The sequence below is a fragment of the Paraburkholderia caballeronis genome (assembly GCF_900104845.1).
GTDB classification, from domain to species: Bacteria; Pseudomonadota; Gammaproteobacteria; order Burkholderiales; family Burkholderiaceae; genus Paraburkholderia; species Paraburkholderia caballeronis.
Map to the genome: position 1 here is coordinate 826,282 of NZ_FNSR01000003.1, position 25,625 is coordinate 851,906.

A 25,625-nucleotide genomic window follows, 5' to 3' on the forward strand; every position below is an offset into this window, starting at 1 on the left:
CCTCAGGCCCCGGCCGCGCCGCGCGCGTTCGCGAGCGCCGCGTCGAGCAGCGGCGCGCCGAGTTCCGCGCCGTGAATGCCGGTCGTGCTGACGATCTCCAGCAGTTCCATCAACTCGCCGGCCGTCGCGCCGTAGCGCAGCGCGTTGCGCATGTGCAGCTTCAGCCCCGGCACGTACAGGTGCGTCGACGACGCGTCGAACGCGCAGTACATGAACTCCTTGACCTTCGGACTCAGCACGCCGGTGCGCCACGGCACCGACGAAAACGCGACGTACGCCTCGAACAGATCGGGATCGAGTTCGAGCAGCCCTTCCCATGTCGCGTGCCAGTAGCCGCGATTCTTCTCGAACGCCGCCTTCAGCGCGAGCTGCCGTTCGTCGAGCGTCGCGGAACCATCGCGCAAGCCCTCTTCCTGAAGGACTTCGAGCAGCACCGGCACGCCGACGTTGCTGGTATGAATGCCGATCGTGCTCACCAGTTCGAGCACTTCCATCAGTTCCTCGCGCGTCGCGCCGAACGCGAGCGCGCGTTCCAGATGATGCGCGACGCCCGGCGCGTAAAGCTGCGTCGCGCATGCGTCCGCGGCAAGCGCGATGAACTCGCGGACCTTGTCGTCGAGATGGCGATGCCGCTGCGGCACCGCCGAAAACTGCAGATACGCGTCGACGAAACCTGCGTCGAGCCGCAGCATGCTGTCCCACGCCGCGTTCCAGACGCCGTGCACCCGCACGAAATCGTCCTTGATCTGCTGCGGATCGCGCGGCTGCGCCGGTTGCTCTGCGAGATGCATCGAGCCGTTCCTCCTGATGATGATGGCGACGAACGAAGCGCGCGCCTCGTTCGTCAACGAAAGGTCAACGCGCGCTCAACGCAGCGTGAGCCCCTTCGGATAGTCCGCCTCGGCGACTTCTTCCTGCCACGTCGCCTTGCCGAGCGAGGTCGCGATGTGCACCATGTAGCTCGCGTCGCTCGCGCCGTGCCAGTGGCGCTCGTTCGGCCCGATGAACACGATGTCGCCCTGGCGGATCTCCTGCGGCGCCTCGCCTTCGACGCAGATCCAGCCCTTGCCCGCCGTCACCTGCAACACCTGGCCCAGCTCGTGCGTGTGCCAGTAGGTCCGGCCCTGCGGCGCGAAAAACACCGTGTTGATCGTCACGCCGCTGGTCGCCGGCATCACCGGGTCGGCGTACACCGTTCCCGTGAACGTCTCACCGCGCTGTTCCGAATGGCCGCCGTCGGCCCTGCCGTGAAATACCTTCATTGCTGCTTCTCCTCGTTACGTTTTCCATCAAAGAGCCGGACGCCGCCCGACACGTCGCCGATCGCGTCCACCACCCGGTTGCTGATTACGTCGCCGTAACCGAGCGCCGTGCCGAGCCCGAAGCTCGCGAGCGGCCCGGACGCGTTCAGCGACACCACGCCGAGTTCGCGCACGCGGTCCACGTACAGCACGACGTCCTTCGTCATCAGCTTGCCCGTGAGGCCGCCTTCCAGATAATCGCCGTCGACGATCTTCGGGAAGCGGTTCAGCGTCGCGAAGTTCACGCCGCTGCTGCTGTTCAGCACGTCGAGCAGCAGATGCAGGTCGAGGCCCGCCTTCTTGCCCGCGACCATCACCTCGGCGCTGGCCGCGAGGCTCACCGCGTTCAGGAAGTTGTTCAAGAGCTTCGTCGTGTGGCCCGCGCCGCTTACGCCCATGTACGCGACCTTCGTGCTGATCGGCGCGAACGCCCATTTGAGCGACGCGACCGCTTCCGCGTCGCCGCCGACCATCAGCGTGAGCGACCCCTTCTCCGCCGCGGCCGCGCCGCCGGAGATGCCGGCGTCCACGTACTGCACGCCGCGCTGCGCGAACAGTTGCGCGAGCCGTATCGTCGAGCTGGCCGCCGCCGTGCTCAGGTCGACCACGATCTGTCCGGCGCGGCAGTGTGCGAGCACGCCGCCCTCGCCCTCGACGACCGCCTCGACGACCTTGCTGTCCGGCAGCGACATCATCACGACGTCAGCGAACTGCACGACCTCCGCGACCGAGCCGGCAGCCTGCGCGCCGGCCGCCGCGACCCGTTCCGGCGTGGCGTCGTAGCCGAGCACGGCGATGCCGGCATCGACGAGCCGCCGGGTCATCCGGCCGCCCATGTTGCCGAGGCCGATGAATCCGATCCGTTCCTTGTTCATCTCTCGTGTTTCCTGTGCAGATAGTGAATCAAAAATCGACGTCCTTCGTTTCCGGTCCCATCAGCGCGCCGACTGCGCCGATCACGCCGCCCACCGACAGCAGCACGACCGACGTGATCTGCAGCGGCATGAACGCGCCCAGCCAGTTCATGTAGAACGCGTAAAACGACGGGATGATGACGGACAGGCTGAAGCCGACGCCGAAGCCGGTCGCGCGCACGTCGGTGACGAAGCGTTCGTTGATGTACGTGACGATCACGCCCCACGGCGACGTGACGAGCACCGCGAGCACGCAGGTCAACACGATGATCGTCGTCAGCGTCAGTCCCTGCACCGTGGCGAGCACGTACAGCAGCACCGAGCCGACGGTCGCGATCAGCGGGCCGACGATCGCGAAGAAGCGCCGCCGTCCGATGCGCTGCGCGATCAGCCCCGACGCGATGTAGCTGAAGAACAGCACGCAGTAGGTAATCATCAGCGTGAGCGTCATCTGGAAACCGGTGAGGTGCAGCGTCTTCACGAGCAGCCCGGTCGGCAGGTAGATCGTGATGATGTTCTGCGTGAGCCAGAAGCCCGTCATCATCACCAGCACCTGCAGCAGGTTGCGTCCGCTCTTGCCGCGCAGCAGATCGGTCAGCGGCAGCTTCTCCGCCTGCGCCGGCTTGTCGCCCGCCTCGCTCTGCCAGATCTCCGATTCCGCGACCTTGTGCACGTAGTACAGCGCGAGGATGCCGGCGAGCACCGCGCCGATCACGAACGGCACGCGCCAGCCCCACTGCGCATACGGCGAGTTCAGGCCGCTCATCGGGAACAGCGCGAACATCACCATCGCGACGAGGTTGATCGTCACGTAAGCGAGCGGAAAACCCGCGATGATGAAACCGCCGACGAAACCGCGCTGCTCCTTCTTCGAATACTCGATCGCGAGCGGCATCGCGCCGGTATAGCCGCCGCCGAGAAAGATGCCGTCGACGAACCGCAGCAGCACCAGCAGCCAGTACGACGCGATGCCGATGCTCTGGTAGCCCGGCAGCACCGCGATCAGCAGCGTGACGACGCCGAAACCCGACACCGACCAGATCGACGCGTTGCGGCGTCCGACGCGGTCCGCGATCATGCCGAACAGCAACGCGCCGACGGGCCGCCCGAGCAGCGTCGTGATGAAGACCAGCGACGCGAGGATCGTCTCCATGCCGCTCGACAGATGCGGCGGCTGAAAAAAGGCCAGCACCGGCGAAAGCACGACCACCGGCAGATAGATATCGAACATGTCGATGAATTCGGAAAAGAACGCGCCTTTGATCGCGTTGCGTCGCCTCGTTTCGATCGACTGCCCGCCGTCCGACTGCACGGCTTCGTTCGCAGTTAGGGTCTTCATCGTTGTTGTCTCCAGTTCATTGTCCGCGCTTCGCGGCGCCGGTTTGTTCCCCGCGCGGCCGGCGGCGCGGCGCACTCACGCGCGCCCCGCCCGGCCGCCGCCGTGGTTCAGGTTGCCGAAGTCTCCGCCTCGTAGGCCTTGATCGTCTCCGTCGCGACGCGGAACGCCGCGAGCGCGAGCGGCACGCCGCAATAGATCGCGGCCTGCATCAGCACCGCGCGGATCTCGTCCTTCGTCACGCCGTTGCGCAGTGCGCCGCGCACGTGCACCGACAGTTCGTGGTGCTGGCTCATCGCGGTCAGCATGCCGAGGTTCAACAGGCTGCGGGTCTTGAACGGCAGCGTCTTGTCGCCCCAGATGTCGCCCCAGCAGCTTTCGGTGACGAACTTCTGCATCGGCCGGTTGAAGTCGTCGGCATTCGCCCACGACTTCTCCACGTGCGCCGCGCCGAGCACTTCCTTGCGGTTCTCGAAGCCCTTGTCGAAACGTTCGTTCGTGTCCATCTTGCGATCCTCCCGGTGTCCGGTTTCATTCAGCATTGCCATTGCATGACAGCCTGATTGAATGCTTGTCATACAATGAATTCGAGCAAAATTTTTTTTGGCCTCGCGGCCCGGCGACGCGGCTCACGCGTCGCCGTAACCCACCAGCGCCTTCGTTTCCAGATACTCGCGCAGCCCGGCTTCGCCCCATTCGCGGCCGTTGCCCGAACGCTTGTAGCCGCCGAACGGCGCGTGGAAGTCCGCCGGCGGGTAGTTCAGATGCACGCCGCCCGCGCGCAACGCGCGGCCCACCTTGCGCGCGCGGTCGAGATCGCCGGACTGCACGTAGGCCGCGAGGCCGTAGTCGGTGCCGTTCGCGATCGCGATCGCATCCGCGTCGGTGTCGTAGGCCAGCATCGACAGCACCGGCCCGAAGATTTCCTCGCGCGCGATCGTCATGTCGGGCGTCACGTCCGCGAACACCGTCGGCTTCGCGTAATAACCGGTGTCGAGGCCGGCCGGCCGTCCCGTGCCGCCGGTCACGAGCCGCGCGCCTTCGTCGATGCCCTTCTGGATCAGCATCTGCACGCGCTCGAACTGGCTGCGGTTCACGAGCGGGCCGAGCTGCGTCGCCGGGTCGTCGGTCGGGCCGACGCGGTACGTTTCGGCCGCGCGTTTCGCGATCTGCGCGGCGTCGGCCATCAAATGGCGCGGCACCAGCATCCGCGTCGGGATCGAGCACGACTGGCCGGAGTTCGTGAAGCACGCGGCGACGCCGCGCGTCACCGCCGCTTCCAGGTCCACGTCGTCGAGCAGGATGTTCGCGGACTTGCCGCCGAGTTCCTGCGCGACGCGCTTCACGGTCGGCGCGGCCGCCTGCGCGACCAGCACGCCCGCGCGGGTCGAGCCGGTGAACGACACCATGTCGATGTCCGGATGCGTCGCGATCGCCTCGCCGACGCCGGGGCCGTCGCCGTTCACGAGATTGAACACGCCGGCCGGCACGCCCGCTTCGTCGAGCACTTCGGCAAACAGCAGCGTGCTGAGCGGCGAATACTCGCTCGGCTTCAGCACCATCGTGCAGCCGGCCGCGAGCGCGGGCGCGATCTTCACGACGATCTGGTTGACCGGCCAGTTCCACGGCGTGATGAGGCCGCATACGCCGATCGCTTCGAGCACGACCCGCGTGCTGCCGCGCTGCTCCTCGAATGCGAAGTTTTCCAGCACCTCGATCAGCGCGTTCAGATGCGCGGTGCCGCGCGCGGCCTGACCGTTGCGCGCGAACGTGATCGGCGCGCCCATCTCGCGGCGCATCAGCTCCGCGAACTCGTCGTAGCGGCGCTCGTAGACCCGCAACACGCGCTTGAGCAGCGCGACGCGCTCCGCGACGCTGGTCGCGGACCACGATTCGAACGCGCGCCGCGCCGCCGCGACGGCGCGGTCCACGTCGTCGGCGTTGCCGAGCGCGAGCCGCTCGAACGGCGTTTCGGTGGCCGGATCGATGACGTCGAACCAGCGGGGCGACGCCGGTTCGACCCAGCGTCCGTCGATGTAGAACTGTGCAGTGTGTGACATGAATACTCCGGATGACGGGGGCGGGTTCACGACCCGGTGCCGGGCAGCAGCCGGTACATTTCGGTGTGGTCGGTCGCGGGCGTCGAACGCTGCGCGGCTTCGTCCCACATCGCGACGCAGGTCTGGCCGAGCGTCATCGGATAACCGACCGACTCCGCGAGCGCGCGCGCGATCTTCAGGTCCTTGGTCATCAGTTGCAGCGCGAAGCCGGACCCGAACGTGCCGCTCAGCATGAACTGCTTGACCTTGTTCTCCGACGTGTTGCTGCGGCCCGACGACGCGTTCAGCACGTCGGTCATCACGCCCGGCTCGATGCCGAAGCGTTCCGCGACGTGCAGCGCCTCGACGGTCGCCGCGAGGCCGGCCGCCGACACGTAGTTGTTCAGCGCCTTCGCCGCGTGTCCCGCGCCCGCGCCGCCGATGTGCAGCAGGCTCTTGCCCATCGCCTCCAGCACCGGCCGGCAGCGCGCGAACACGTCCTCGCGGCCGCCGACGAGAATCGCGAGCGTGCCGTCCTTCGCCTTCTTCACGCCGCCCGACACGGGCGCGTCCAGATACGCGAGGCCGCGCTCCTCGACCACCGCGCCGAGCTTGCGCGAGCGTTCCGGCTCGGACGAACTCATGTCGATCACGACCGCGCCGGCCGGCAGGCGGCTGACCCAGCCGTCCGCGCCGCTGCCCAGCAGCACGCGCTCGACGATCGCCGAGTTCGGCAGCATCGTGATGAGCGCGTCGAGCGAGCCGGCGTTGTCGTGGCTCAAGCGTTGCGCGCCGGTCTGCGCGGCGACCGCTTCGGCGCGCGCCGCGTCGGCGTCGTCGATGAACAGTTCGAAGCCCGCGTTCGCGAGGCATTGCACCATCGGCGCGCCCATCATGCCGAGGCCGATGAAGCCGATACGTTTCGGTTGACTCATGATGTCCGCCTCCTAGCGCAGCGCCGAAAACGCGGTCGGCGTCAGAAACTGGTTTTCGATGCGCTCGACGATCGGCCGTTCCGCCTCGGTCGCGCTGCGCTTCGCGATCCAGTCCGGGTCGGCCTGGAACGCGTTCCACTTCTGCTCGCGCTCGGCCAGGCTTTCCCACTCCAGCAGATACGTGAGCGCGTGATTGTCCGGCCCGATCAGCGTGGTCCAGAAGCCGATCTGGCGGATGCCGTACTTCTCGAAGAAGCCGAGCGTCGTGGTCGAGAAGCGCTCAAGCAGCGCGGGCAGGCGCGTGGGCGCGCAGTGATAGATCCGCATTTCAACGATCATCTTGTTTCTCCATGTGATGTGGCGTCAGGCGCCGTTCAATCGTCGAGGCCGTCGGCGGACGACCAGCGTTCGACGTACCGGACGAGTTCCGTCATGTCGCGCGCGGCGCCGTCCTGCATCGCCGCGTAATTCCAGATCTGGCGCGCGGCGCTGCCGACCCACATCGGCACGCCGAGCGCCTGGCATTCCTCGACCGCGAGGCCGATGTCCTTGCACACGCTGCCGACCGGGAAGCCGAAGTCGAACGTGGCGGGCAGCACGTGCTTCGGGAACTTGTCCAGCGTCGCGCCGTTCTTGCCGCTGCCCGCGTTGATGACCGCCATCATCACCTCGGGGTCGAGGCCGCCGTGAATGCCGGCGACGTACGCCTCCGACGTGATCGCGAACGCGGTCGTGGACAGCATGTTGTTCAGCAGCTTCAGCAACTGGCCCTGCCCCGGCACGCCGCCGACAACGAACACCTTGCCGAGCACGTCGAACAGCGCGCGCACCTCGTCGAGCGCCGCCGGCGCGCCGGCCGCCATGATCGCGAGCGTGCCCTTGCGCGCGCCCGCCGCGCCGCCGCTGACCGGCGCATCGACCGTTTCAACGCCGTGCGCGAGCAGCCCCTGCGCGACTTCCTTCTCGACCCGCGAGCCGACCGTCGACAGGTCGACCAGGATCTTCAGCGCGCTGCCGCCCGCGAGGCCGCCGTCGCCGATCGCCACCTGGCGGAAAATCGCGGGCGTCGGCAGGCTCGTGAACACGATGCGCGCCGTGTCCGCGACCTCGCGCACCGACTGCGCCGCGTGCGCGCCGAGCCCGGCGAGTTCCGCGACGGCCGCGTCATCGCGGTCGTACACGATCAGGTCGTGCCCCGCCTCGATCAGCCGCCGCGCCATCGGGCGGCCCATCGTGCCGACGCCCACGAAGCCGAGCCGCCCCTGCTTGCGCTCGTCTGTTGCCGGACCATTCGTCATGTCCATCCTCGTTCTGTGAAATGTGAATAACCGTTGTGTCAGCGGGCCGCGTGCGCCGCGCGCATCGGCGCGGCCGCATCGGGCGCGGTGTCGAGCTTCCAGAGCAGGTCCGCGACCGGCTGCGGCGCGACGCCGGAGCCGCCGAACGCGGCCAGTTGCCGGAGCTTGTCCACGAGTTCCACGTCAGCAAGCGGCGCGGCGAGGCTGCCGCGCGCGGCCAGCACCCGATGCGCGATGCGCTCGCCGGAGCGCAGCGCCAGCGTCACCTGCGCGGCCTCGACCGGCCACGACGGATCGTCGATGAAGCGCAGCCGGCTGCCGAACGCGCGCAACGCCGGTTCGGCCACCGCGGCGTCGCTGAATTCCGCGAGCCCGGCCTTGCCGCGCGCAAGCGTCACCGCGACCGCATGCTGCGCGCTGACCTGCGATTCGCGGCCGGTGCGCACGCCGGGACGGTCGGTGCGCTCGCGCAGCAGCGGATGGCCGAGCAGCTCGACGGACTCGATGTCGTCCAGCGTCCAGCGCGCGTCGCGGCGCAGGTCGAGGCACGCGTCGATCACCGGATTGAGCACCACGCCGCACGGATACGGCTTGTACGTGTTCGACAGCAGCGCCCATTCGCGCCCGAGCCCTTCGGTAATGCGGCTCGTGTCCGGCTGCGTGCAGACCACCTTCAGAAAACCGCGCGCGCCTTCGAGCGGCGCATCCGGTCCGGCGAGCCCTTCGTCCGCGAGCAGCGCGGACAGCAGCCCGTTGCGCGCCGCGTTGCCGACGCTGACGCTCTTCGACATCGTGCCGAGCGTTTCGACGAGGCCGCCCGCCTGCCCCGACGCATGACCGAGCGCCCATGCGGTCCGCGTCGCATCGAGCCCGAGCGCGTGCGCGACGGCCGCCGCCGCGCCGAACACGCAGCACGTCGACGTGATGTGCCAGCCGCGCTGATAGTGCTCCGGCGACACCGCGTTGCCGATCCGGCATGCGACCTCGACGCCCGCGACGAACGCGAGCAGCAGCGCCTCGCCGGTCATCGGCCGGCACTCCGCGAGCGCGAACAGCGCGGCGGCGATCGGCGCGGTCGGGTGGATGATGGTCGGGATGTGCGTGTCGTCGAAGTCGAACACGTTCGCGCTCATCGCGTTCAGCGCGGCCGCGTTCAGCATGTCCATCCGCTCGTTGCGGCCGACGATCGTCGCGCGTTCGTTCGCGCGAAAACGCCCGTACACGCCGACTGCTTTTTCGATCGTCGGATCGTGCGCGCCCGCGAGCGCCACCGCGAAGTAGTTGACGAGCGAGCGTTTCGCTTCGTGGCGCACGTCGGGCGGAATATCGGACCACCGCAACGCGCCGACGAAACCGGCCAGCGCGCGCGTCACCGCGCCTTCGTGCGACGGCCGCATGGCGTTCGCGTTCGCGTTCGTGGTCGTGTTGGTGTCAGCCTGCAAGCCAGCCTCCTTCGATCGGCATCAGCGCGCCGGTGATCTGGCTGCCGGCCGGCCCGCACAGGAACGCGGCCAGTTCGCCGACGTGCGCGGCGTCGATCAGCTCGCCGCCCGGCTGCTTGCCCTTCAGGAACTCGCGCACCGCGTCGCCGCGATCGAGCCCGCGCGCGTCCATCAGTTCGTGGATGCGCCCGTCGATGTTCGGCGTCAGCACCGAACCCGGACACAGCGCGTTGCACGTGATGCCCTGCCCGACCGTCTCGATCGCGACCGAGCGCGTGAGCCCGAGCAGCGCGGTTTTCGTCGTCACGTAATCGACGCGGTTCGCGACCGCGCGCGTGCCGTACACGGACGTCATGTTCAGGATGCGGCCGAAGCCGCGCTCGCGCATGCCGGGCAGCGCGCGCTGGATCGCGCGGAACGCCGCCGTCACGTTCACCGCGAGCGCGTCGTTCCAGCGGTCGAGCGGGAACGCGTCGAGCGGCGCGAAGTGGCGCACCACCGCGTTGTTCACGAGCACGTCGAGCGTGCGAAGCTGCCCTTGTGCCGCGTCGAGCAGCGCATCGACACCCGCCGCGCTCGCGAGATCCGCGTGCACGTAACCGACTTCGACGCCGAATTCCGCCGCGAGGCCGGCCGCCGTCGGCGCGACGTCCTCCGGCGCTTCGAGGCCGTGCAGCACGATATCGCAGCCCGCCGCCGCGAGCGCCTTCGCGATCGCCAGCCCAAGGCCGTTCGACGAGCCGGTGACGAGCGCGCCCTTGCCGCGGAGCCTGTCCGGTTGCGTCATTTATTGCTCCGCCGCGCGGGGTTCGAGATCGAGCCGCACGATCCAGCCTTCGGTCTCGGCGTCGTGCGCGGGATAACGCGTGAGCACCGCGGGATCGTGGCCCGGAATCACGTGGTCCGGCGAACTGGCGAGGCGGTGCGCGGTCTCGTAACCCTCGATCATGTCGCCGACGTTGTAGACGACCGGAAACGGCCGGTGGTCCTGCATGTTCGCGTAGAAGTGCGACGCGTCGGAGGCGAGCACGACCCAGCCGCGCGCCGTGTGCACGCGCACGACCTGCAGGCCGTTCGTGTGGCCGCCGACCCAGTGCACGCTCAGGCCCGGCGCAAGTTCCGACGCGCCGTCGTGGAACTGCACGCGGCCGGCGAACAGCCGCCCGACCATCGACTTCACGTCCTCCGGCTCGAACGGATGGCTAAGCGCGTGGTGACACATGCAGCGGCCCGTGCAGTACGCCATCTCCCGGTCCTGCAGGTGGTAGCGCGCGCGCGGAAACAGCGCGGCATTGCCCGCGTGGTCGTAGTGCATGTGCGTGATGACGATGTCCTCGACCGCGTCGGCGCGAATGCCGAGCTTCGCCAGGCCGTGCTCGACCGGGGTCGTGATCGTGCGGCCGCGCTTGTCGGCCATCGGCTGGTCGAAGCCGGTATCGACGAGGAACGTCCGCGATTCACCGACCACCGCCCACACGAAATAGTCGAGCGGCATCGGCACGTCGTGGGAATCGCCGCCGATGAAGTTGTCGCCGGAGCGGCGTTCGAAATGCGCGTACTTGATCGCGTAGATACGGTAGTTCTCGATCGGTGATTCCATGTCTCGTCTGTCCTTTCGTTGTTGATCTGTACTGCGATGCCGCCATGCCGCGAGAGATCGGCGCGTCATTCGACGACGGCTGCCGCCGCGTCGCCCGCGCCGCCTTCCTTCTGCGCGCCGTCCGTGCCGGCGATGTCCGCCGCGATCGACTCCAGCGAGCGGCGGCGCGTTTCGGTGCCGAGCAGGCCGACGATCAGCGCCTGCGCCAGCAGCGTGCCGACGATCAGCGTCAGCACCCCGGCGATGCCGAAGCGGGTGAACGCGCCCGCCACCGCGAACGGCACGAAGATGCTGACGCCGCGGCCCACCGTGTTCGCGAGGCCCGAGCCGCGCAGCCGCAGTCCGGTCGGGAACAGTTCCGGCACGTAGGTCGCGACGCTGAACGACGACAGCACGTAGATGCATGCGGTGATCGCGAAGCCGAGCGCCGCGATCGCAGTGGCCGACTGCGCGAACGGATACGCGACGCCGAACCCCGCGCACACCAGCGAAAACAGTACGATGCCCCATTTCCGGCCCAGCCGCTCGGCGAGGAAAAACGCGACCAGCGAGCCGACCGGGCCGCCCGCGAACATCACGGCGGTCAGGCCGAGCGAGCTGGACACGCTATGCCCCTGCTTGACGAGGAACGTCGGGATCCAGCTCACGAACGCATAGTTCACGACGAACAGCGCGACGAGCACGACGACGGCGGTGATGGTGCGCGCGAGCAGCCGGCGCGAGAACAGGTCGGCCATCCGGCCTTCGCTGCCGGCCGCGATCGGGGCCGGCGCGGGCGTCGCCGCTTGCGCCGGAGTCGTCCCGCATTCGGTCTCGATGCGCTCGACGATCCGCAGCGCCTCTTCGCCGCGGCCGTGCTCCGCGAGCCAGCGCGGCGACTCGGGCATCGACTTGCGCAGGAACCAGACGAACAGCGCGCCGCAGCCCGCGATCGCGAACATCCAGCGCCAGCCGTATTGCGGCACGATCAGCCAGCCGAGGAACGTCGACAGGAACAGCGACGTGTTGATGATGAGGTTCAGCACGGTGCCGAAGCGCCCGCGCCACGACGCCGGGATGAATTCGCTGAGCGTGCCGTAACCGACGACGATTTCCGCGCCCATGCCGATCCCCATCACGAGGCGGAAGAAGATCAGCCAGTCGATCGACGGCGCGAGCGCGCCGGCAATCGACGCGAAGCCGTAGATGCCGAGGTTGAACTGGTAGCAGAAGCGGCGGCCGAAGCGGTCGCCGAGCCAGCCGGACAGCCATGCGCCCGTCATCATGCCGATGAACGTGACCGACACGAACATCGCGTTCTGGCTGAGCGTGGATTCGCCGCTGTGGATCATCGCGGCGAGCACGGTGCCGGCGATGTAGATATCGAACGAATCGAAGTACATGCCCGCCGCGATCAGGCCCAGCAGCCGCCAATGGAATCCGGAGAGCGGCAGTCTGTCGAGGCGTGCTCCGATGCTTGCATCAGCGTGCATGTTGCTTGTCTCCAGTTCGTTGTCTTGATAGCGCCGCGCGGATGGGGAGAGCGGGTCCCCAGCGCCAGGCACGGGAGCGATTATATTCTTGTCATACAATCCGTCAAGAAGATAAATCGCGAAGATAACGAGCGGCAGGCAGGCGTCGAAGGGGTCGCCGCGACGCAACATGACCGCGGTGCATCGACGGCCGTCAGGTGATCGGAAGGCGGGAGAAATGCGGGCTCGGCGGCGGCTGTCCGCGATAGCATGCCGGCAATCAACGCTTGTTGCCGCGCAGCGAAAGTAGTCGGTATCGCGAACGATTCAGCCAGGAAGAAAAACGGCCGTCAGTTCGAAGCAGACGGCCGGAAAAAACGCAGCGGCGCGGAACCTCGGCGGCCGGCGGCATCGTGCGGGCCAACGACCCGCGCCGACGGCCCCGCGCTCACGTCCTCACGGTCCGCAACCGCAGCGCGTTGCCGATCACCGACACCGAACTGAGCGCCATCGCGGCGCTCGCGATGACCGGACTGAGCAGGACGCCGAGCCATGGATACAGCACGCCGGCCGCCACCGGTATCCCGATCGCGTTGTACGCGAACGCGAAGAACAGGTTCTGCCGGATGTTCGTCATCGTCGCCACGCTGAGCGCGCGCGCCCGCGCGATGCCGCGCAGGTCGCCCTTCACGAGCACGATCCGCGCGCTGTTCATCGCGACGTCGGTGCCGGTGCCCATCGCGATTCCGACGTTGGCCTGCGCGAGCGCGGGCGCGTCGTTCACGCCGTCGCCGGCCATCGCGACCACGCGCCCCTGCTTCTGCAACGCCAGCACGTGCCGGTACTTGTCCTCGGGCAGCACGCCCGCCTCGACGCCGTCGAGCGCCAGCGCCTGCGCAACCGCGTGCGCGGTCACCGCGTTGTCGCCGGTCAGCATCACGATGCGCACGCCGGACGCCTTCAACTGGCGCACCGCGTCGGGCGTCGTGTCCTTCACCGGGTCCGCGACGCCGATGTAGCCCGCCAGCGCGCCGTCGATCGCGACGTACATGACCGTCTGCCCCGCCGCGCGCAGTTCGTCCGCCGCGCGCTCCACCGGCGCGCAATCGACCCCGATGCCGGCCATCATCCGCGCGTTGCCGAGCGACACCGCCCGGCCGCCGATCGCGCCGGTCACGCCCTGGCCCGGCACGGAGTCGAACCGTTCGACCGGCGCAACGGCCGCGCCCATTTCCTTCGCATGACTGGTGATCGCCTGCGCGAGCGGATGCTCGCTCGCGCCTTCGAGGCTCGCGGCGAGGCCGACGATCGCCGGCTCCTGGCCGGCCTGCAACGCGACGACCTTCTGCACGCGCGGCCGGCCGAGCGTCAGCGTGCCGGTCTTGTCGACGACGACCGTATCGACCTTCTCCATCAGTTCGAGCGCCTCGGCGTCCTTGATCAGCACGCCGGCCTGCGCGCCGCGCCCGACGCCGACGATGATCGACACCGGCGTCGCGAGCCCGAGCGCGCACGGACACGCGATGATGAGCACGCTGATCGCGACGACCAGCGCGTTCGCGAGCGCCGGCGCGGGACCGGCGACGGCCCACGCGGCGAACGCGATCACCGCGATTCCGATGACCGCGAGCACGAACCAGCCGGACACCCGGTCGGCCAGCTTCTGGATCGGCGCGCGCGAACGGCCCGCTTCCGCGACCATCTGCACGATGCGCGCGAGCAGCGTGTCCGCGCCGACCTTTTCCGCGCGCATCAGGAACGTGCCGGTCTGGTTCACCGTCGCGCCGGTCACCGGGCTGCCGGCGATCTTTTCCGCCGGGATCGGCTCGCCGGTAATCATCGACTCGTCCACGCTGGAGCGCCCGTCGACGACGATTCCATCGACCGGCACCTTCGACCCCGGCTTCACGCGCAGCGTGTCGCCGACCGCAACCGAGTCGAGCGGCACTTCGTCCTCGCTGCCGTCCGGCCGCACGCGGATCGCCGTATGCGGCGCGAGCCGCAGCAGGTCGCGGATCGCATCCGACGTGCGCGAGCGCGCGCGCAGCTCCAGCACCTGGCCGAGCAGCACCAGCGTCACGATCACCGCCGCGGCCTCGAAGTACAGCGGCAGTTCGTGACCGTGCCGGAACGCGTCGGGCAGCGCGGCGGGGAACAACAGCGCGAACGCACTGAACAGATACGCGGCCGCGATGCCGAGCGCGACGAGGCTGAACATGTTCAGTTGCCGCGTGACGAACGACTTCGCGCCGCGCACGAGGAACGGCCAGCCGCCCCACAGCACGACCGGCGTCGCGAGCACGGCCTGAATGCAGGCGGACCACGACGCGCCGCTCCACGGCGGCGCGGCGGGGAACAGGCCGTCCAGCGCCGCGCCGACGTCGAACGGCAGGATCATCCCGCCCATCGTGATGAACAGCAGCGGCGCCGACAACGCAAGCCCGACCCAGAAGCGCCGGGTCATCGACTCCAGTTCGACGTTGCGCTCCACGGTCGCCGCCGGCGCGAGCGGTTCCAGCGCCATCCCGCAGATCGGGCATGCGCCGGGCGCAAACGCGCGTATCTGCGGATGCATCGGACAGGTGTAGATCACGCCGGCGCGGCGCGGGTCCGCGTCGTTCGACGTACCCGTTGAAGCGGGATGCGCCGCCGTTCCGTCGATGCCTGTTCCGTGGGCGGCGCTGCCGTGCGAGGCGGGATGGGAGTGAGGCATCATGGGCACCGGTGGGTCGAAGCGGATACAGCCGTGTATCGCTGACTGTATCGGTCGCGGCACCGTTGCGTTTGACCTGACTCAAGCCGGGCGCCTGCCTCTGGATCGTAGGCTAAGGCGGCCGTGAGCGGAAGGAAGCAGGCCGCTCGGCGCGAACGTCGGCCTCGCGGCCGTTTCGCCCGCGCGACGGACAGGACCGCCCCCACGACAGTCGTGTCCGTCTTCACGCGGCGCCGAAGGGCTGCCGCGCGGACTGCCCGCTGCTACAACCCGAGCGCCTGCCCGACGATCCGCCGCTGCTCGTCGCGATGCGTGCGGACCGACGCATGCGCGCCCGACGGCGTCGCGGTCCGGCATACGCTGGTCAGCCGCAGGCCGTCCGCCACGACGCTTTCGAGCGCGTCACGCACCGACCGCCATGCGCCCTGGTTCGCATCCTCCTCCTGCGCCCATACGACTTCGGCCAGGTTCGGATAACGCGCGAGCGCCCGCTCCAGCGCATCGTGCGGAAACGGATACAACTGCTCGACGCGGATCAGCGCAATGGTTTCGTCGTGGGCGTCGTTGCGCGCCTTCAGCAGCTCGTAATAGAGCTTGCCGCTGCACAGCACCGCGCGCGTCACCGCCCGGGCCGGCGCGTCGGCGTCGCCGAGCACCGGCGCAAACGCGCCGCCCGCCAGTTCGTGCAACGGCGAATGCGACGCCCCGTTGCCGTACAACTGCGATTTCGGCGACATCACGACGAGCGGTTTGGGCTGCGCCGACAGCGCCTGCTCGCGCAGCAGATAGAACCATTGCGCGGACGTCGAAGGAACGGCGACGCGCAGGTTGTCGTCCGCGCACAGTTGCAGGAAACGCCCGAGAAAACCGTTCGAATGCTCGGGACCGACGCCTTCGTGACCGTGCGGCAGCAGCACCGTCAAGCCCGACTGATAACCCCACTTGTATTCGCCCGGCGCGAGGTACTGGTCGATGAACACCTGCGCGCCGTTGACGAAATCGCCGAATTGCGCCTCCCAGATCGTGAGCCGCCGTTTCGACGACACGCTGTAGCCGTACTCGAAACCGAGCACCGCCTCCTCGGTCAGCGGCGAGTTCACGATGTCGAACGCGCCTTGTCTTTCAGCGACGTGCTTGAGCGGCACATGATGATCGGCGTCGCCGTCACGCGCGGACTGCGCATGCCATACCGCGTGCCGGTGCATGAAGGTGCCGCGCCCGACGTCCATCCCCGAGATGCGCACGCCGTGGCCCTCTTCGAGCAGCGTCGCATACGCGAGGCTCTCGGCCTGGCACCAGTCCACCGGGTGGTCCGCATCGGCAACGGCGGACTGCCACTTCGCGAGCACGTCGCGCACGAACGCGTGCAGTTCGAAGTTCGCCGGCACCCGCGTGAGCGCGGCCGTCAATGCTTCGAGACGCGCGAGCGACAGCGGCTGTCCAGCCGGTTTCGACGCCGGCCAGTCGATGCCGGCGACCGGGAACGCGCTGTCTCCGGCGGGCCGCTCCAGCATCTCGCGCAGCACGGCGCTCCGCACCTGCGCGAGCGGGACGAGCGCGTCGATCGCCTTGTGATAGCGCTCGGTGACGCGCGGATGCGCGGCGATCGCCGCCTGCAGCAGCGGCTGCGTGACGGCCGGAATGTCGTGCTCCGAATGCCCGAGCCGGCGATAGCCCAGCAGGTCGATCACGATGTCCGAACCGTGGACCGCGCGGTAGTCGAACGCGATCGCGACCGCGCGCACCACGTCCTCCGGATGGTCGGCGTTCACGTGGATGACCGGCGCGTCCACCGAGCGCGCGATGTCCGTGCAGTACGCGTGCTGGCACACGTCCATTGGGTTCGGCGTCGTGAAGCCGATCTGGTTGTTGACGATCACGTGGATCGTGCCGCCGGGCGTGTAGCCGGGACGGCGCGTCATGTTCAGCGTTTCCGCGACGATGCCCTGGCCCGCGAACGCCGCGTCGCCGTGCACGACGACCGGCACGCAGCCCGCGTCCGGATGCTCGTCCTGCCACGCGCGCGCCATGCCGGTCACGACCGGATACACGCTTTGCAGATGCGACGGGTTGTGCGCGAGGACCACCGACACGTCGCCGTGCGGAGTATGCGTGCGCGCGGTGCCGCCGAGGTGATACGGCAGGTCGGTCAGCGCGGCCGCTTCGTCGGATTCCGGATCGAGGCACGCGAGCATTTTCGCGGCCGGAAAGTCCATCACGTTGACGAGCGCGTTCAGGCGTCCGCGATGCGGCATCCCGAGAAACACCCGATGCAGGCCGCGCCGCGCGGCTTCGTGAATCGCCGCGTCGAGCAGCGGGATCAGGCTCTCGCAGCCTTCGAGCGAAAACCGCTTCGCGTGCGGGAAACGATCCGCCACATGCTCTTCCCACATCTCGGCGGCGGCGAGCCGGCGCAGCAGCGCGCCGCGTTGCGCGAGCGTCGGCGGCGGCGCGAACAGGTCCGCCTCCATCCGCGCGAACAGCCAGCGCCGCCGCGCCTCGCTGCGGATGCCGCCGCAGTCGAGGCCGATCGCGCCGCAATACACGCGCCGCAACTGCCGCTCTAATTCGGCGACAGTGACCGCAGCCGGAAACGCCTGGTCGGGCATGCGCAACTGCGCGGAATCGAGCCCATGGAAACGCGGCGCAAGCTCCGGCACGACGGGCAGCGGCGCGAGCCCGAGCGGATCGAGCCGCGCGACGCGATAACCGTGGCGGCGATACGCCTCGACGAAGCGCGCGATCTGCATCGGGGAGGCCGTCGTATCGACGGCCGAGGGTTGCTGCGTGAACGACTCGAACGAAAAACCTGGAACGGCGACATGCTCGGGGTAGAGGTCGGACATGATGGCGCGATACCTGGAGAGAAACCGTTAGTCGGATCCCGGTGTCCGTCGCGGCGGTTATGCCCGACGCCGCCGCGATCGACGCGACCGGCCCATGAGTCGAAGGCCGACCGGTCGATCGTGCGGCGACGCCGGACGCCGCCTGCGGACGGCGGGACGGCTCCGGAACGCGCGCCATCGTGACCGGCCGCGCGCTCCGCTGTTTCTTTCATCGGGTCAACGCAGCGGACCCGTGTCTCCGTCCTTCGTAGCGACCTCCCCTGTTACGACAATCCTTTAGCTGCTGAGCGCGAGCGACGGCGCGACCGCTTCGGCCGGCTCCGCGGTGTCGCGCGAATCAGCCCGAGATTCAGCCCGAAAATCGGCCCGAAATTCAGCCCGCTGGACCGCGCGCCTCGGCGCATGCGCGGTTTCGTCGAGGCGGAACACGCTGACCATGTCCGTCAACTGGTTCGCCTGATCGCGCATCGCCTGCGCGGCGGCGGCGCTTTCCTCGACGAGCGCGGCGTTTTCCTGCGTGACCTGATCCATCTGCGTGACCGCGCGGTTGATCTGCTCGATGCCGTCGCTCTGTTCGCGGCTCGACGCGCTCATCTCGCCGACGATCGCCGTCACGTGCTGGATGTTCGTCACGACCTCGCGGATGATCTGCCCGGCTTCGTCGACGATGCGGCCGCCGGCCTCGACGTGATTGACCGAGTCATCGATCAGCGTCTTGATTTCCTTCGCGGCGACGGCGCTGCGCTGCGCGAGGCTGCGCACCTCGCTCGCGACAACCGCGAAACCGCGGCCGTGTTCGCCCGCGCGCGCCGCTTCGACCGCCGCGTTCAGCGCGAGGATGTTGGTCTGGAACGCGATGCCTTCGATCACGCCGATGATGTCCACGATCTTGCGCGACGAGTCGTTGATCGCGCTCATCGTGTCGACGACGCGGTTCACCGCGTCGCCGCCCTTCGCCGCGACGACCGACGCGTTCGACGCGACCTGGTTCGCCTCGGCCGCGTTGTCCGCGTTGTGCTTGACGGTGGACGTCAGCTGCTCCATCGCGGCGGCCGTCTGCTCCAGCGCGCTCGCCTGCTGCTCGGTGCGGCTCGACAGATCCATGTTCCCGCTCGCGACTTCGTGCGACGCGCTGGTGATCGTCTCGGTGCCCTTGCGCACGTTCGACACGAGGCCGTGCAGGTTCTCGGTCATCTGCCGCAGTGCGGCGAGCAGCCGGCCGATTTCGTCGTTCGAGTCAACCTGGACGTGATGCGTGAGATCGCCGCCCGACACCGCCTCGGCGACGCTGACCGCGCGATGGATCGGCCGCGTGATGCTGCGCGTGATGAAGAAGCCCGTTCCGGCCGCGATCACGATCGCGAACACCGACAGCAGCACCATCTGGATCTTCGCCGACTGGCCGTCGTCGGCCGCCTTCGCGACGTCGTCCTCCATCGCCTTCGCCTGGTAGTCGACCATCTTGTCGACCAGCACGTAATAGCTGTCCTGCAGCCGCGCGAGGTCGCCCTGGTAGAGATCGCGGGCGTCCTGCTGCTGGTTCGCGGCGACGAGTTCGAAGAACTTCTTGACCGCGCCGCCGTACGCGCCGCGCGCCTGGAACTGCTCCTGGAACAGCGCCTTGCTGCGGTCGTCGGTGAGCAGCTTGTCGAGCTTCCCGTAGACTTCGGCGTTCGCATTTCGAACAGCCGTGTAGCCGTCCATGTACTGCCTGGCCTGCTCCGGCGACGTGACCAGCAGCAGATTGCCGAGAATGCCGTTGGCCTTGTAGCCGTTGTTCTTGATCTGGGTGCTGAGCGCGATCAGCCGGTAACGCTGGCTGACGATGTGGTCCATCTTTTCGTTGCTGGCGTTCAGGTGCTCGACGCCCAGGACGGCGATACCAATCAGCAAAATGACGACGAGAGCGAATGCAGAACTGAGGCGGGCCCCGATCCCTAGACTTGAAATCTTCATGTATGCAATCCCTGCTTCAACGGCGCTTGTAATGTCGATACGGCATGACGCGAGAGAGGTACTGCATCGCCCTGTGACACCCGGATGAAATTGCCCACGGCGATGCCGGGCGCGCCATGCAATGCCGGCGCGCTCCTTATTTCAGGGTTTACGGCAATTGATCTGACGAATTGAGTGCCGGAATGAAGAAAAATTTTCGACGTTGGAGCGGCGCATTCGATGCGTGATCGGCGCGCTTTGGAAGCCGCTCATGCACTGAGTTGCACCGTTCGGAATCCACAATGGTGCAGGATTGGGTGATGGGCGCGATCGGCGGCTGTCTGGCGCGCGTAGTTCGTGAGCAGGCGTTGGCGTGCGCCTTTGCGCGTCGGGCCTGGCGGCGGCGTATGAACGGTCGTGCTGCGCGAAATGATCTGCAAGACGAAGCGTCTCGTCGCGTGATACGGGGGATCGTGGGCCGGGCTTGCCTGTGGTGTTTGTTTGGTCAGCTTCCGGCGACCGTCGGCGGCAGCGATCGTCGCGAGCGGACTCGCCACCCGTCGATGGATGCGGGCGACGATGCGTATGACGCAACGTCGCCGCCTGCTTCAATGGTTCGGGGTCTGCCTGTCGGGCGGTCGCGTCGATCCTGCGGAATACGCCGGATGCGGGCGACGCGCTCGCCCGACGACAGGGCTTTCTACCACTGATAAGCCGCGCCCGCTCCGAACGCGGTGCTGGCTCCGCTGATCCCGACGCCGGCCTTCACCTTGAGGTTCTGCGTGATGCGCGCGGTGCCGCCGAGCGCCACGGCCTGGTAGCCGTGGAACGAAGCTGCGCCGATCCCGAACGACAACGTCTTGCCCGGGTCGACTTCCGGGATCATCGTCAACGCCGTGGCCGCCGCGACCCCCGAATAGGCATTCCGCGCGACGTCGTTGATCTGGTTCTGCACGCCGGAAATCGCGTCGCGGAGCTGGCCGACGTTGACCGCGTCGGTCGGGTTGATGCCCGCCGACACGTTGGTGATCCGGCGCTCCGCGCCCTGCGCGCCGACCGAGACCGTATTGTCCTCGGAGGCCACGGAACCCGTGCCGAGCGCGACCGAGTTCGCGGCCGTCGCCTGCGCGTCCGCGCCGAGCGCGACCGCGTTGTTGCCCGACGCCAGTGCGTTCGAGCCGATGGCCGTCGTCGGATCGGCGGTCGCCCGCGCGTTGTAGCCGATGGCGACCGAGCCCGCGTACGTGGCGGCCGCGCGGAAGCCGATGGCCGTCGTGTTTTCCGCGGTTGCGGACGCGTTCGACCCGTAGGCCGTCGCGCCGTCGGCCTGCGCCTTCGAACAGACGCCGGTGCCAGTCGCGTCGATCCCGGAGACCGACCCGCACGAGGCGGGCATCACCAGTTTCACGGCTTCGCCGGCGGGACCGCGCGTCTGCACTTCGCCGTTGGCCGCTGCGCCGCCGACGACGGTCCCCACCACCGAGCCGCCGCTGCCGGCCGCGGCGTTCGCCTGGGCGACCAGCGGCTCGACCGAGGTGGACAAGGACGTCAGGGAGTTGCCGACCGTGGTCAGGCCGGTCGATAGCGAGGCGATGTTGCCTGTCGTTGTCGACAGGCCGGTTGACAGGGAGCCGAGGCCTTCGGCTGTGGAGGTCGATAGCGATGCTACGTTGCTGTTCGTCGTGTCGAGGCCGGTTGACAGTGATGCGACGTTGCTGGTTGTCGTCGATAGGCCCGTTGACAGCGAGTCCAGGCCTTCGGCCGTTGAGGTCGATAGCGACGCCACCGTGTTGTTGGTTGCATCGAGGCCGCTCGACAACGATGCGACGTTGCTGGTCGTCGTCGACAAGCCCGTCGACAGTGAACCCAGGCCTTCGGCTGTCGAGGTCGACAACGACACAACGTTACTGCTCGTCGTCGACAAGCCTGTCGACAGCGAGCCCAATCCGTCGGCCGTTGACGTCGACAGCGACGACACCGTGTTGTTGGTCATATCGAGACCACTCGACAGCGATGCAACGTTGCTGCTCGTCGTCGACAGACCGGTAGACAGCGAACCCAGTCCTTCGGCCGTCGACGTCGACAGCGACGACACCGTGCTGTTGGTCGCATCGAGGCCGCTCGACAACGATGCGACGTTGCTGGTCGTCGTCGACAGCCCCGTCGACAGCGAACCCAAGCCATCGGCGGTCGAGGTCGACAACGATGCCACTGTGCTGTTAGTCGCATCGAGACCACTCGACAGCGACGCGACGTTGCTGGTAGTCGTCGACAGGCCCGTCGACAGCGAACCGAGTCCGTCAGCCGTCGACGTCGAGAGCGATGACACCGTGCTGTTGGTCTCGTCGAGACCGCTCGACAGCGACGCGACATTACTGCTCGTCGTCGACAGACCCGTCGACAACGATCCCAGTCCTTCAGCCGTCGACGTCGAGAGCGACGACACCGTACTGTTGGTCTCATCAAGGCCGCTCGACAATGACGCGACATTGCTGCTCGTCGTCGACAGGCCCGTCGACAGCGAACCCAACCCTTCGGCCGTCGACGTCGACAACGACGACACTGTGTTGTTGGTCGCATCGAGACCGCTCGACAACGACGCGACATTACTGCTCGTCGTCGACAGACCTGTCGACAGCGATCCTAACCCTTCGGCCGTTGACGTCGATAGCGAAGACACCGTACTGTTGGTTGCATCGAGGCCGCTCGACAACGATGCAACGTTGCTGGTCGTCGTCGACAGACCCGTTGACAGCGAACCCAGACCATCGGCTGTCGAGGTCGACAGCGACGACACCGTGTTGTTGGTCGCATCTAGACCACTCGACAACGATGCAACGTTGCTACCCGTCGTCGACAGCCCCGTTGACAGTGAACCCAGACCATCGGCCGTCGAGGTCGACAGCGACGACACTGTGTTGTTGGTCGCATCGAGACCGCTCGACAGCGATGCAACGTTACTGCCCGTTGTCGAAAGACCCGTTGACAGTGAACCTAGGCCATCGGCCGTCGAGGTCGACAGCGACGCCACCGTGTTGTTGGTCGCATCTAGACCACTCGACAACGATGCAACGTTGCTACCCGTCGTCGACAGCCCCGTTGACAGCGAGCCCAGCCCTTCGGCCGTCGAGGTCGACAGCGACGACACCGTGCTGTTGGTCGCATCGAGACCACTCGACAGCGACGACACGGTGCTATTAGTCTCGTCTAGCCCACTCGACAACGAAGCCACATTACTGGTCGTCGTCGACAACCCAGTCGACAGCGAACCGAGTCCGTCAGCCGTCGAAGTCGACAGCGATGCCACCGTGCTGTTGGTCTCGTCGAGGCCGCTCGACAACGATGCGACATTGCTGCCCGTCGTCGACAGACCCGTCGACAGCGACCCCAGCCCTTCAGCCGTCGAAGTCGACAGCGACGCCACATTACTGCCAACCGTATCAAGCCCGGTGGACAACGAATTCAACCCCGCCGCCGTGGACGTGGACACCGAATCGACAGTCGTGGAAAGCGACGCCAGACTCGAAGTCGTCGTACCCAGCACGGTCGACAGGGAATCCAGGCCCGTCGACGTGGCCGTCGACAGCGACGTGAGCTGGCCAAAATTCACCGCATCGGTCGGGTTCGCGCCCGCCGCCACGTTGGTGATGGTCACCGCCGACGCCGCGCCGACACCGCCCAGCGTGATAGTCGTATGATCCGGGCCGTCGTACTGAACGGCATTGGCCACGCCGGTCGACAACGAACTCACGCTCGCCGATGTCGACGTCGACAGGTTGTCGAGTTGCGTGTTCGTCGCCGCGATACCGGTCGACAGCGAATCCACGTTGCTATTGGTCGTATCGAGCCCTGTCGACAGGGAGCCCAGCCCTTCCGTCGTCGAGGTCGACAGCGATGCCACAGTGTTGTTCGTCGCATCGAGACCACTCGACAACGACGCGACGTTGCTGCTCGTCGTCGACAACCCCGTCGACAGAGAACCCAGCCCATCGGCCGTCGAGGTCGACAGCGATGTCACCGTGCTGTTGGTCGCATCGAGACCACTCGACAACGACGCGACGTTGCTGCCCGTCGTCGACAGCCCCGTCGACAGCGAGCCCAGGCTCTCGGACGTCGAGGTCGACAGAGACGCCACGGTGTTGTTGGTCGCATCGAGACCACTCGACAACGAAGCCACGTTGCTACTCGTCGTCTCAAGCCCCGTCGACAACGAACTCAAACCCGCCGCCGCAGAGGTGGACACAGAATCGACGGTCGAAGAAAGCGACGTCAGATTCGAATTCGTTTCATCGAGTTTCGTGGACAGGGAACCGAGGCCCGACGTCGTGGCCGTCGACAATGACGTGAGCTGTCCAAAGTTCACCGCGTCAGTCGGATTCACGCCTGGCGCCACATTGGTGATGGTCACCGCGGAGGCGGCCCCCACACCGCCCAGGGTGACAGTCGTATGACTGGGGTCGTCGTACTGGACAGAATTGGCGATGCCGGTTGACAACGAACTGACGCTCGTCCACGTCGATGTCGAGAGGTTACCCAACTGGGTGTTGGTCGCGTCGATACCCGTCGACAGCGAATTCAGCCCTGTAGCTGTGGCCGTCGAAAGCGACACGACAACGCCATTCGTGGTATCCAGTCCCGTGGACAACGAGCCCAGTCCCGATGCCGTCGCAGTCGAAAGCGACGACAACGCGCCGGCGTTGGCGGTCGTCGCAGTATCCAGCACGGTCAACGCACTGCCGATGTCGTGCACCGTCGCGCCCTGAACGGCATAGGCGGAAGCACTGATCGCTCCCGTGGTCGAATCGTAGCTCGCGCCGCCGCCCAGCGCCGATGCCGTATCCGCGCCGGTCTGGTTTGTCTTCTGGTTCAGCGACTTGAGCTGGCTGACATTGACGGCATCGGTATCCGCAGTGCCTGCCGCGACATTCGTGACACGGCGCTCCGCACCAGCCGCGCCCACGGAAACCTCGCCGGCCGCCGTCCCCGCTATCGTGCCGTTGCCCGGATTGTAGGCCGCCGCGCCCAGATTCGCGTTCGTCACTGCATTGGCGCCAAGCGCAACAGAGTTCGCCGCCGATGCATTGGCGCCGGCTCCGATCGAGACGGCATTGGCTCCCGAAACGCTTGCGCCATCCCCGACAGCAATGCTGCTGGTCGCAGCCGCGCCGGTCGAAGAACTGTTGCCGATCGCGATCGAACTCGTCGCGTTCGATTTTGCATAGTTCCCGACCGCGACACTGTTGACGCCCGCAGCGCCCGCGTTGTTACCGACCGCCGTCGCATAGTCGGCCGTCGACGCAGAGTGGTAGCCAACGGAAACGGACTTGGTGCCGGTGGCGTTCGCGCTATAGGCGCTGTTCGAGCAGTCGCCGCCGATCGCAACGGAAGCATCCCCGGCATTCGCCGAACAGCCAACGGCGATCGAGTTGATTGTCGCGCCCGTGGCACTCGCCCCCGACGACACCGTATAACCGACCGCCGCCGCGGTTCCCGACGTCGCCAGCCACGCACTGAAGATCAGCACCGCATTGGAGACGGCAACCCGCATCGCGTTGTGCGTCGCCTTGTGGCCGGGCAACGAAATGGCCGTTCCCCGTTCTCCACACGCGGGCGCCTTCCGCTCGCTGCCGTCTTCCTGAGACTTGACACTGCCTCGCGAACACGTCGCTTTCTCCGCGACGACGACCCATGCTTCCCGCGCACGGCTCCAGACAACCCTGAAAATCCTGTTCATGGCTATTCACACCTACGGACATCAAAGAGAAACGACCACTCCTGTTTAACGCAGGCCATCGCACTCGACTCAATGACCTCC

17 protein-coding genes are annotated in these 25,625 nt (G+C 67.3%); all 17 read right to left on the reverse strand.

All coding sequences use genetic code 11. The features are described 5' to 3' along the window. Positions 1 to 2: 2 nt before the first annotated feature. The gene (locus tag BLV92_RS30330; protein ID WP_090553188.1) at positions 3 to 791 is read right to left on the reverse strand and encodes a carboxymuconolactone decarboxylase family protein; all 789 of its coding nucleotides are present in this window, start codon (positions 789 to 791) and stop codon (positions 3 to 5) included. Positions 792 to 866: 75 nt separating this feature from the next. Continuing rightward, positions 867 to 1,262 (reverse strand): cupin domain-containing protein, encoded by a 396-nt coding sequence (locus tag BLV92_RS30335; protein ID WP_090552830.1) that lies wholly within the window; start codon positions 1,260 to 1,262, stop codon positions 867 to 869. Beyond that, positions 1,259 to 2,176: an NAD(P)-dependent oxidoreductase gene (locus BLV92_RS30340; protein ID WP_090552832.1), complete on the reverse strand. Its 918-nt coding sequence runs from the start codon at positions 2,174 to 2,176 to the stop codon at positions 1,259 to 1,261. Before BLV92_RS30340 ends, BLV92_RS30335 begins: the two co-directional genes overlap by 4 nt. 28 nt (positions 2,177 to 2,204) lie before the next feature. Further along, the gene (locus tag BLV92_RS30345; protein ID WP_090552834.1) at positions 2,205 to 3,554 is read right to left on the reverse strand and encodes an MFS transporter; all 1,350 of its coding nucleotides are present in this window, start codon (positions 3,552 to 3,554) and stop codon (positions 2,205 to 2,207) included. Between the two features lie 107 nt (positions 3,555 to 3,661). Beyond that, a complete protein-coding gene (locus tag BLV92_RS30350; protein WP_090552835.1) occupies positions 3,662 to 4,057 on the reverse strand; it encodes a carboxymuconolactone decarboxylase family protein in 396 nt (131 codons plus the stop codon). A 123-nt stretch (positions 4,058 to 4,180) separates the two neighbouring features. Further along, a complete protein-coding gene (locus tag BLV92_RS30355; RefSeq protein ID WP_090552837.1) occupies positions 4,181 to 5,611 on the reverse strand; it encodes an aldehyde dehydrogenase family protein in 1,431 nt (476 codons plus the stop codon). Between the two features lie 26 nt (positions 5,612 to 5,637). After that, entirely contained in the window at positions 5,638 to 6,525 is an 888-nt protein-coding gene (locus tag BLV92_RS30360; RefSeq protein WP_090552838.1) for an NAD(P)-dependent oxidoreductase, read from the reverse strand. A 12-nt stretch (positions 6,526 to 6,537) separates the two neighbouring features. After that, a complete protein-coding gene (locus tag BLV92_RS30365; protein WP_090552839.1) occupies positions 6,538 to 6,864 on the reverse strand; it encodes an NIPSNAP family protein in 327 nt (108 codons plus the stop codon). 35 nt (positions 6,865 to 6,899) lie between these two features. Beyond that, the gene (locus BLV92_RS30370) at positions 6,900 to 7,823 is read right to left on the reverse strand and encodes an NAD(P)-dependent oxidoreductase (protein WP_090553189.1); all 924 of its coding nucleotides are present in this window, start codon (positions 7,821 to 7,823) and stop codon (positions 6,900 to 6,902) included. Positions 7,824 to 7,861: 38 nt separating this feature from the next. Then, positions 7,862 to 9,220, reverse strand: coding sequence for an MmgE/PrpD family protein (locus BLV92_RS30375; protein WP_090553191.1), 1,359 nt, complete (start codon positions 9,218 to 9,220; stop codon positions 7,862 to 7,864). A 34-nt stretch (positions 9,221 to 9,254) separates the two neighbouring features. Continuing rightward, the gene (locus BLV92_RS30380; RefSeq protein ID WP_090552841.1) at positions 9,255 to 10,052 is read right to left on the reverse strand and encodes an SDR family oxidoreductase; all 798 of its coding nucleotides are present in this window, start codon (positions 10,050 to 10,052) and stop codon (positions 9,255 to 9,257) included. Continuing rightward, a complete protein-coding gene (locus BLV92_RS30385; RefSeq protein ID WP_090552842.1) occupies positions 10,053 to 10,865 on the reverse strand; it encodes an N-acyl homoserine lactonase family protein in 813 nt (270 codons plus the stop codon). Positions 10,866 to 10,930: 65 nt separating this feature from the next. After that, entirely contained in the window at positions 10,931 to 12,337 is a 1,407-nt protein-coding gene (locus BLV92_RS30390) for an MFS transporter (protein WP_090552844.1), read from the reverse strand. Between the two features lie 427 nt (positions 12,338 to 12,764). Continuing rightward, positions 12,765 to 15,029, reverse strand: coding sequence for a copper-transporting P-type ATPase (locus tag BLV92_RS30395; RefSeq protein ID WP_167627170.1), 2,265 nt, complete (start codon positions 15,027 to 15,029; stop codon positions 12,765 to 12,767). Between the two features lie 263 nt (positions 15,030 to 15,292). After that, on the reverse strand, positions 15,293 to 17,875 hold the full coding sequence (locus BLV92_RS30400; RefSeq protein WP_090552847.1) for a 2-oxoglutarate dehydrogenase E1 component: 2,583 nt from the start codon (positions 17,873 to 17,875) through the stop codon (positions 15,293 to 15,295). 276 nt (positions 17,876 to 18,151) lie between these two features. Next, positions 18,152 to 19,831 (reverse strand): methyl-accepting chemotaxis protein, encoded by a 1,680-nt coding sequence (locus BLV92_RS30405; protein ID WP_090552848.1) that lies wholly within the window; start codon positions 19,829 to 19,831, stop codon positions 18,152 to 18,154. Between the two features lie 679 nt (positions 19,832 to 20,510). After that, entirely contained in the window at positions 20,511 to 25,544 is a 5,034-nt protein-coding gene (locus tag BLV92_RS30410) for a YadA-like family protein (protein WP_090552850.1), read from the reverse strand. Positions 25,545 to 25,625 lie beyond the last annotated feature (81 nt).

Coding starts and splice junctions, on each gene's coding strand:
- BLV92_RS30330 (WP_090553188.1), bottom strand. CDS start 791: ATGCATCTCGCAGAGCAACCGGCGCAGCCGCGCGATCCGCAGCAGATC.
- BLV92_RS30335 (WP_090552830.1), bottom strand. CDS start 1,262: ATGAAGGTATTTCACGGCAGGGCCGACGGCGGCCATTCGGAACAGCGC.
- BLV92_RS30340 (WP_090552832.1), bottom strand. CDS start 2,176: ATGAACAAGGAACGGATCGGATTCATCGGCCTCGGCAACATGGGCGGC.
- BLV92_RS30345 (WP_090552834.1), bottom strand. CDS start 3,554: ATGAAGACCCTAACTGCGAACGAAGCCGTGCAGTCGGACGGCGGGCAG.
- BLV92_RS30350 (WP_090552835.1), bottom strand. CDS start 4,057: ATGGACACGAACGAACGTTTCGACAAGGGCTTCGAGAACCGCAAGGAA.
- BLV92_RS30355 (WP_090552837.1), bottom strand. CDS start 5,611: ATGTCACACACTGCACAGTTCTACATCGACGGACGCTGGGTCGAACCG.
- BLV92_RS30360 (WP_090552838.1), bottom strand. CDS start 6,525: ATGAGTCAACCGAAACGTATCGGCTTCATCGGCCTCGGCATGATGGGC.
- BLV92_RS30365 (WP_090552839.1), bottom strand. CDS start 6,864: ATGATCGTTGAAATGCGGATCTATCACTGCGCGCCCACGCGCCTGCCC.
- BLV92_RS30370 (WP_090553189.1), bottom strand. CDS start 7,823: ATGACGAATGGTCCGGCAACAGACGAGCGCAAGCAGGGGCGGCTCGGC.
- BLV92_RS30375 (WP_090553191.1), bottom strand. CDS start 9,220: ATGCGGCCGTCGCACGAAGGCGCGGTGACGCGCGCGCTGGCCGGTTTC.
- BLV92_RS30380 (WP_090552841.1), bottom strand. CDS start 10,052: ATGACGCAACCGGACAGGCTCCGCGGCAAGGGCGCGCTCGTCACCGGC.
- BLV92_RS30385 (WP_090552842.1), bottom strand. CDS start 10,865: ATGGAATCACCGATCGAGAACTACCGTATCTACGCGATCAAGTACGCG.
- BLV92_RS30390 (WP_090552844.1), bottom strand. CDS start 12,337: ATGCACGCTGATGCAAGCATCGGAGCACGCCTCGACAGACTGCCGCTC.
- BLV92_RS30395 (WP_167627170.1), bottom strand. CDS start 15,029: ATGCCTCACTCCCATCCCGCCTCGCACGGCAGCGCCGCCCACGGAACA.
- BLV92_RS30400 (WP_090552847.1), bottom strand. CDS start 17,875: ATGTCCGACCTCTACCCCGAGCATGTCGCCGTTCCAGGTTTTTCGTTC.
- BLV92_RS30405 (WP_090552848.1), bottom strand. CDS start 19,831: ATGAAGATTTCAAGTCTAGGGATCGGGGCCCGCCTCAGTTCTGCATTC.
- BLV92_RS30410 (WP_090552850.1), bottom strand. CDS start 25,544: ATGAACAGGATTTTCAGGGTTGTCTGGAGCCGTGCGCGGGAAGCATGG.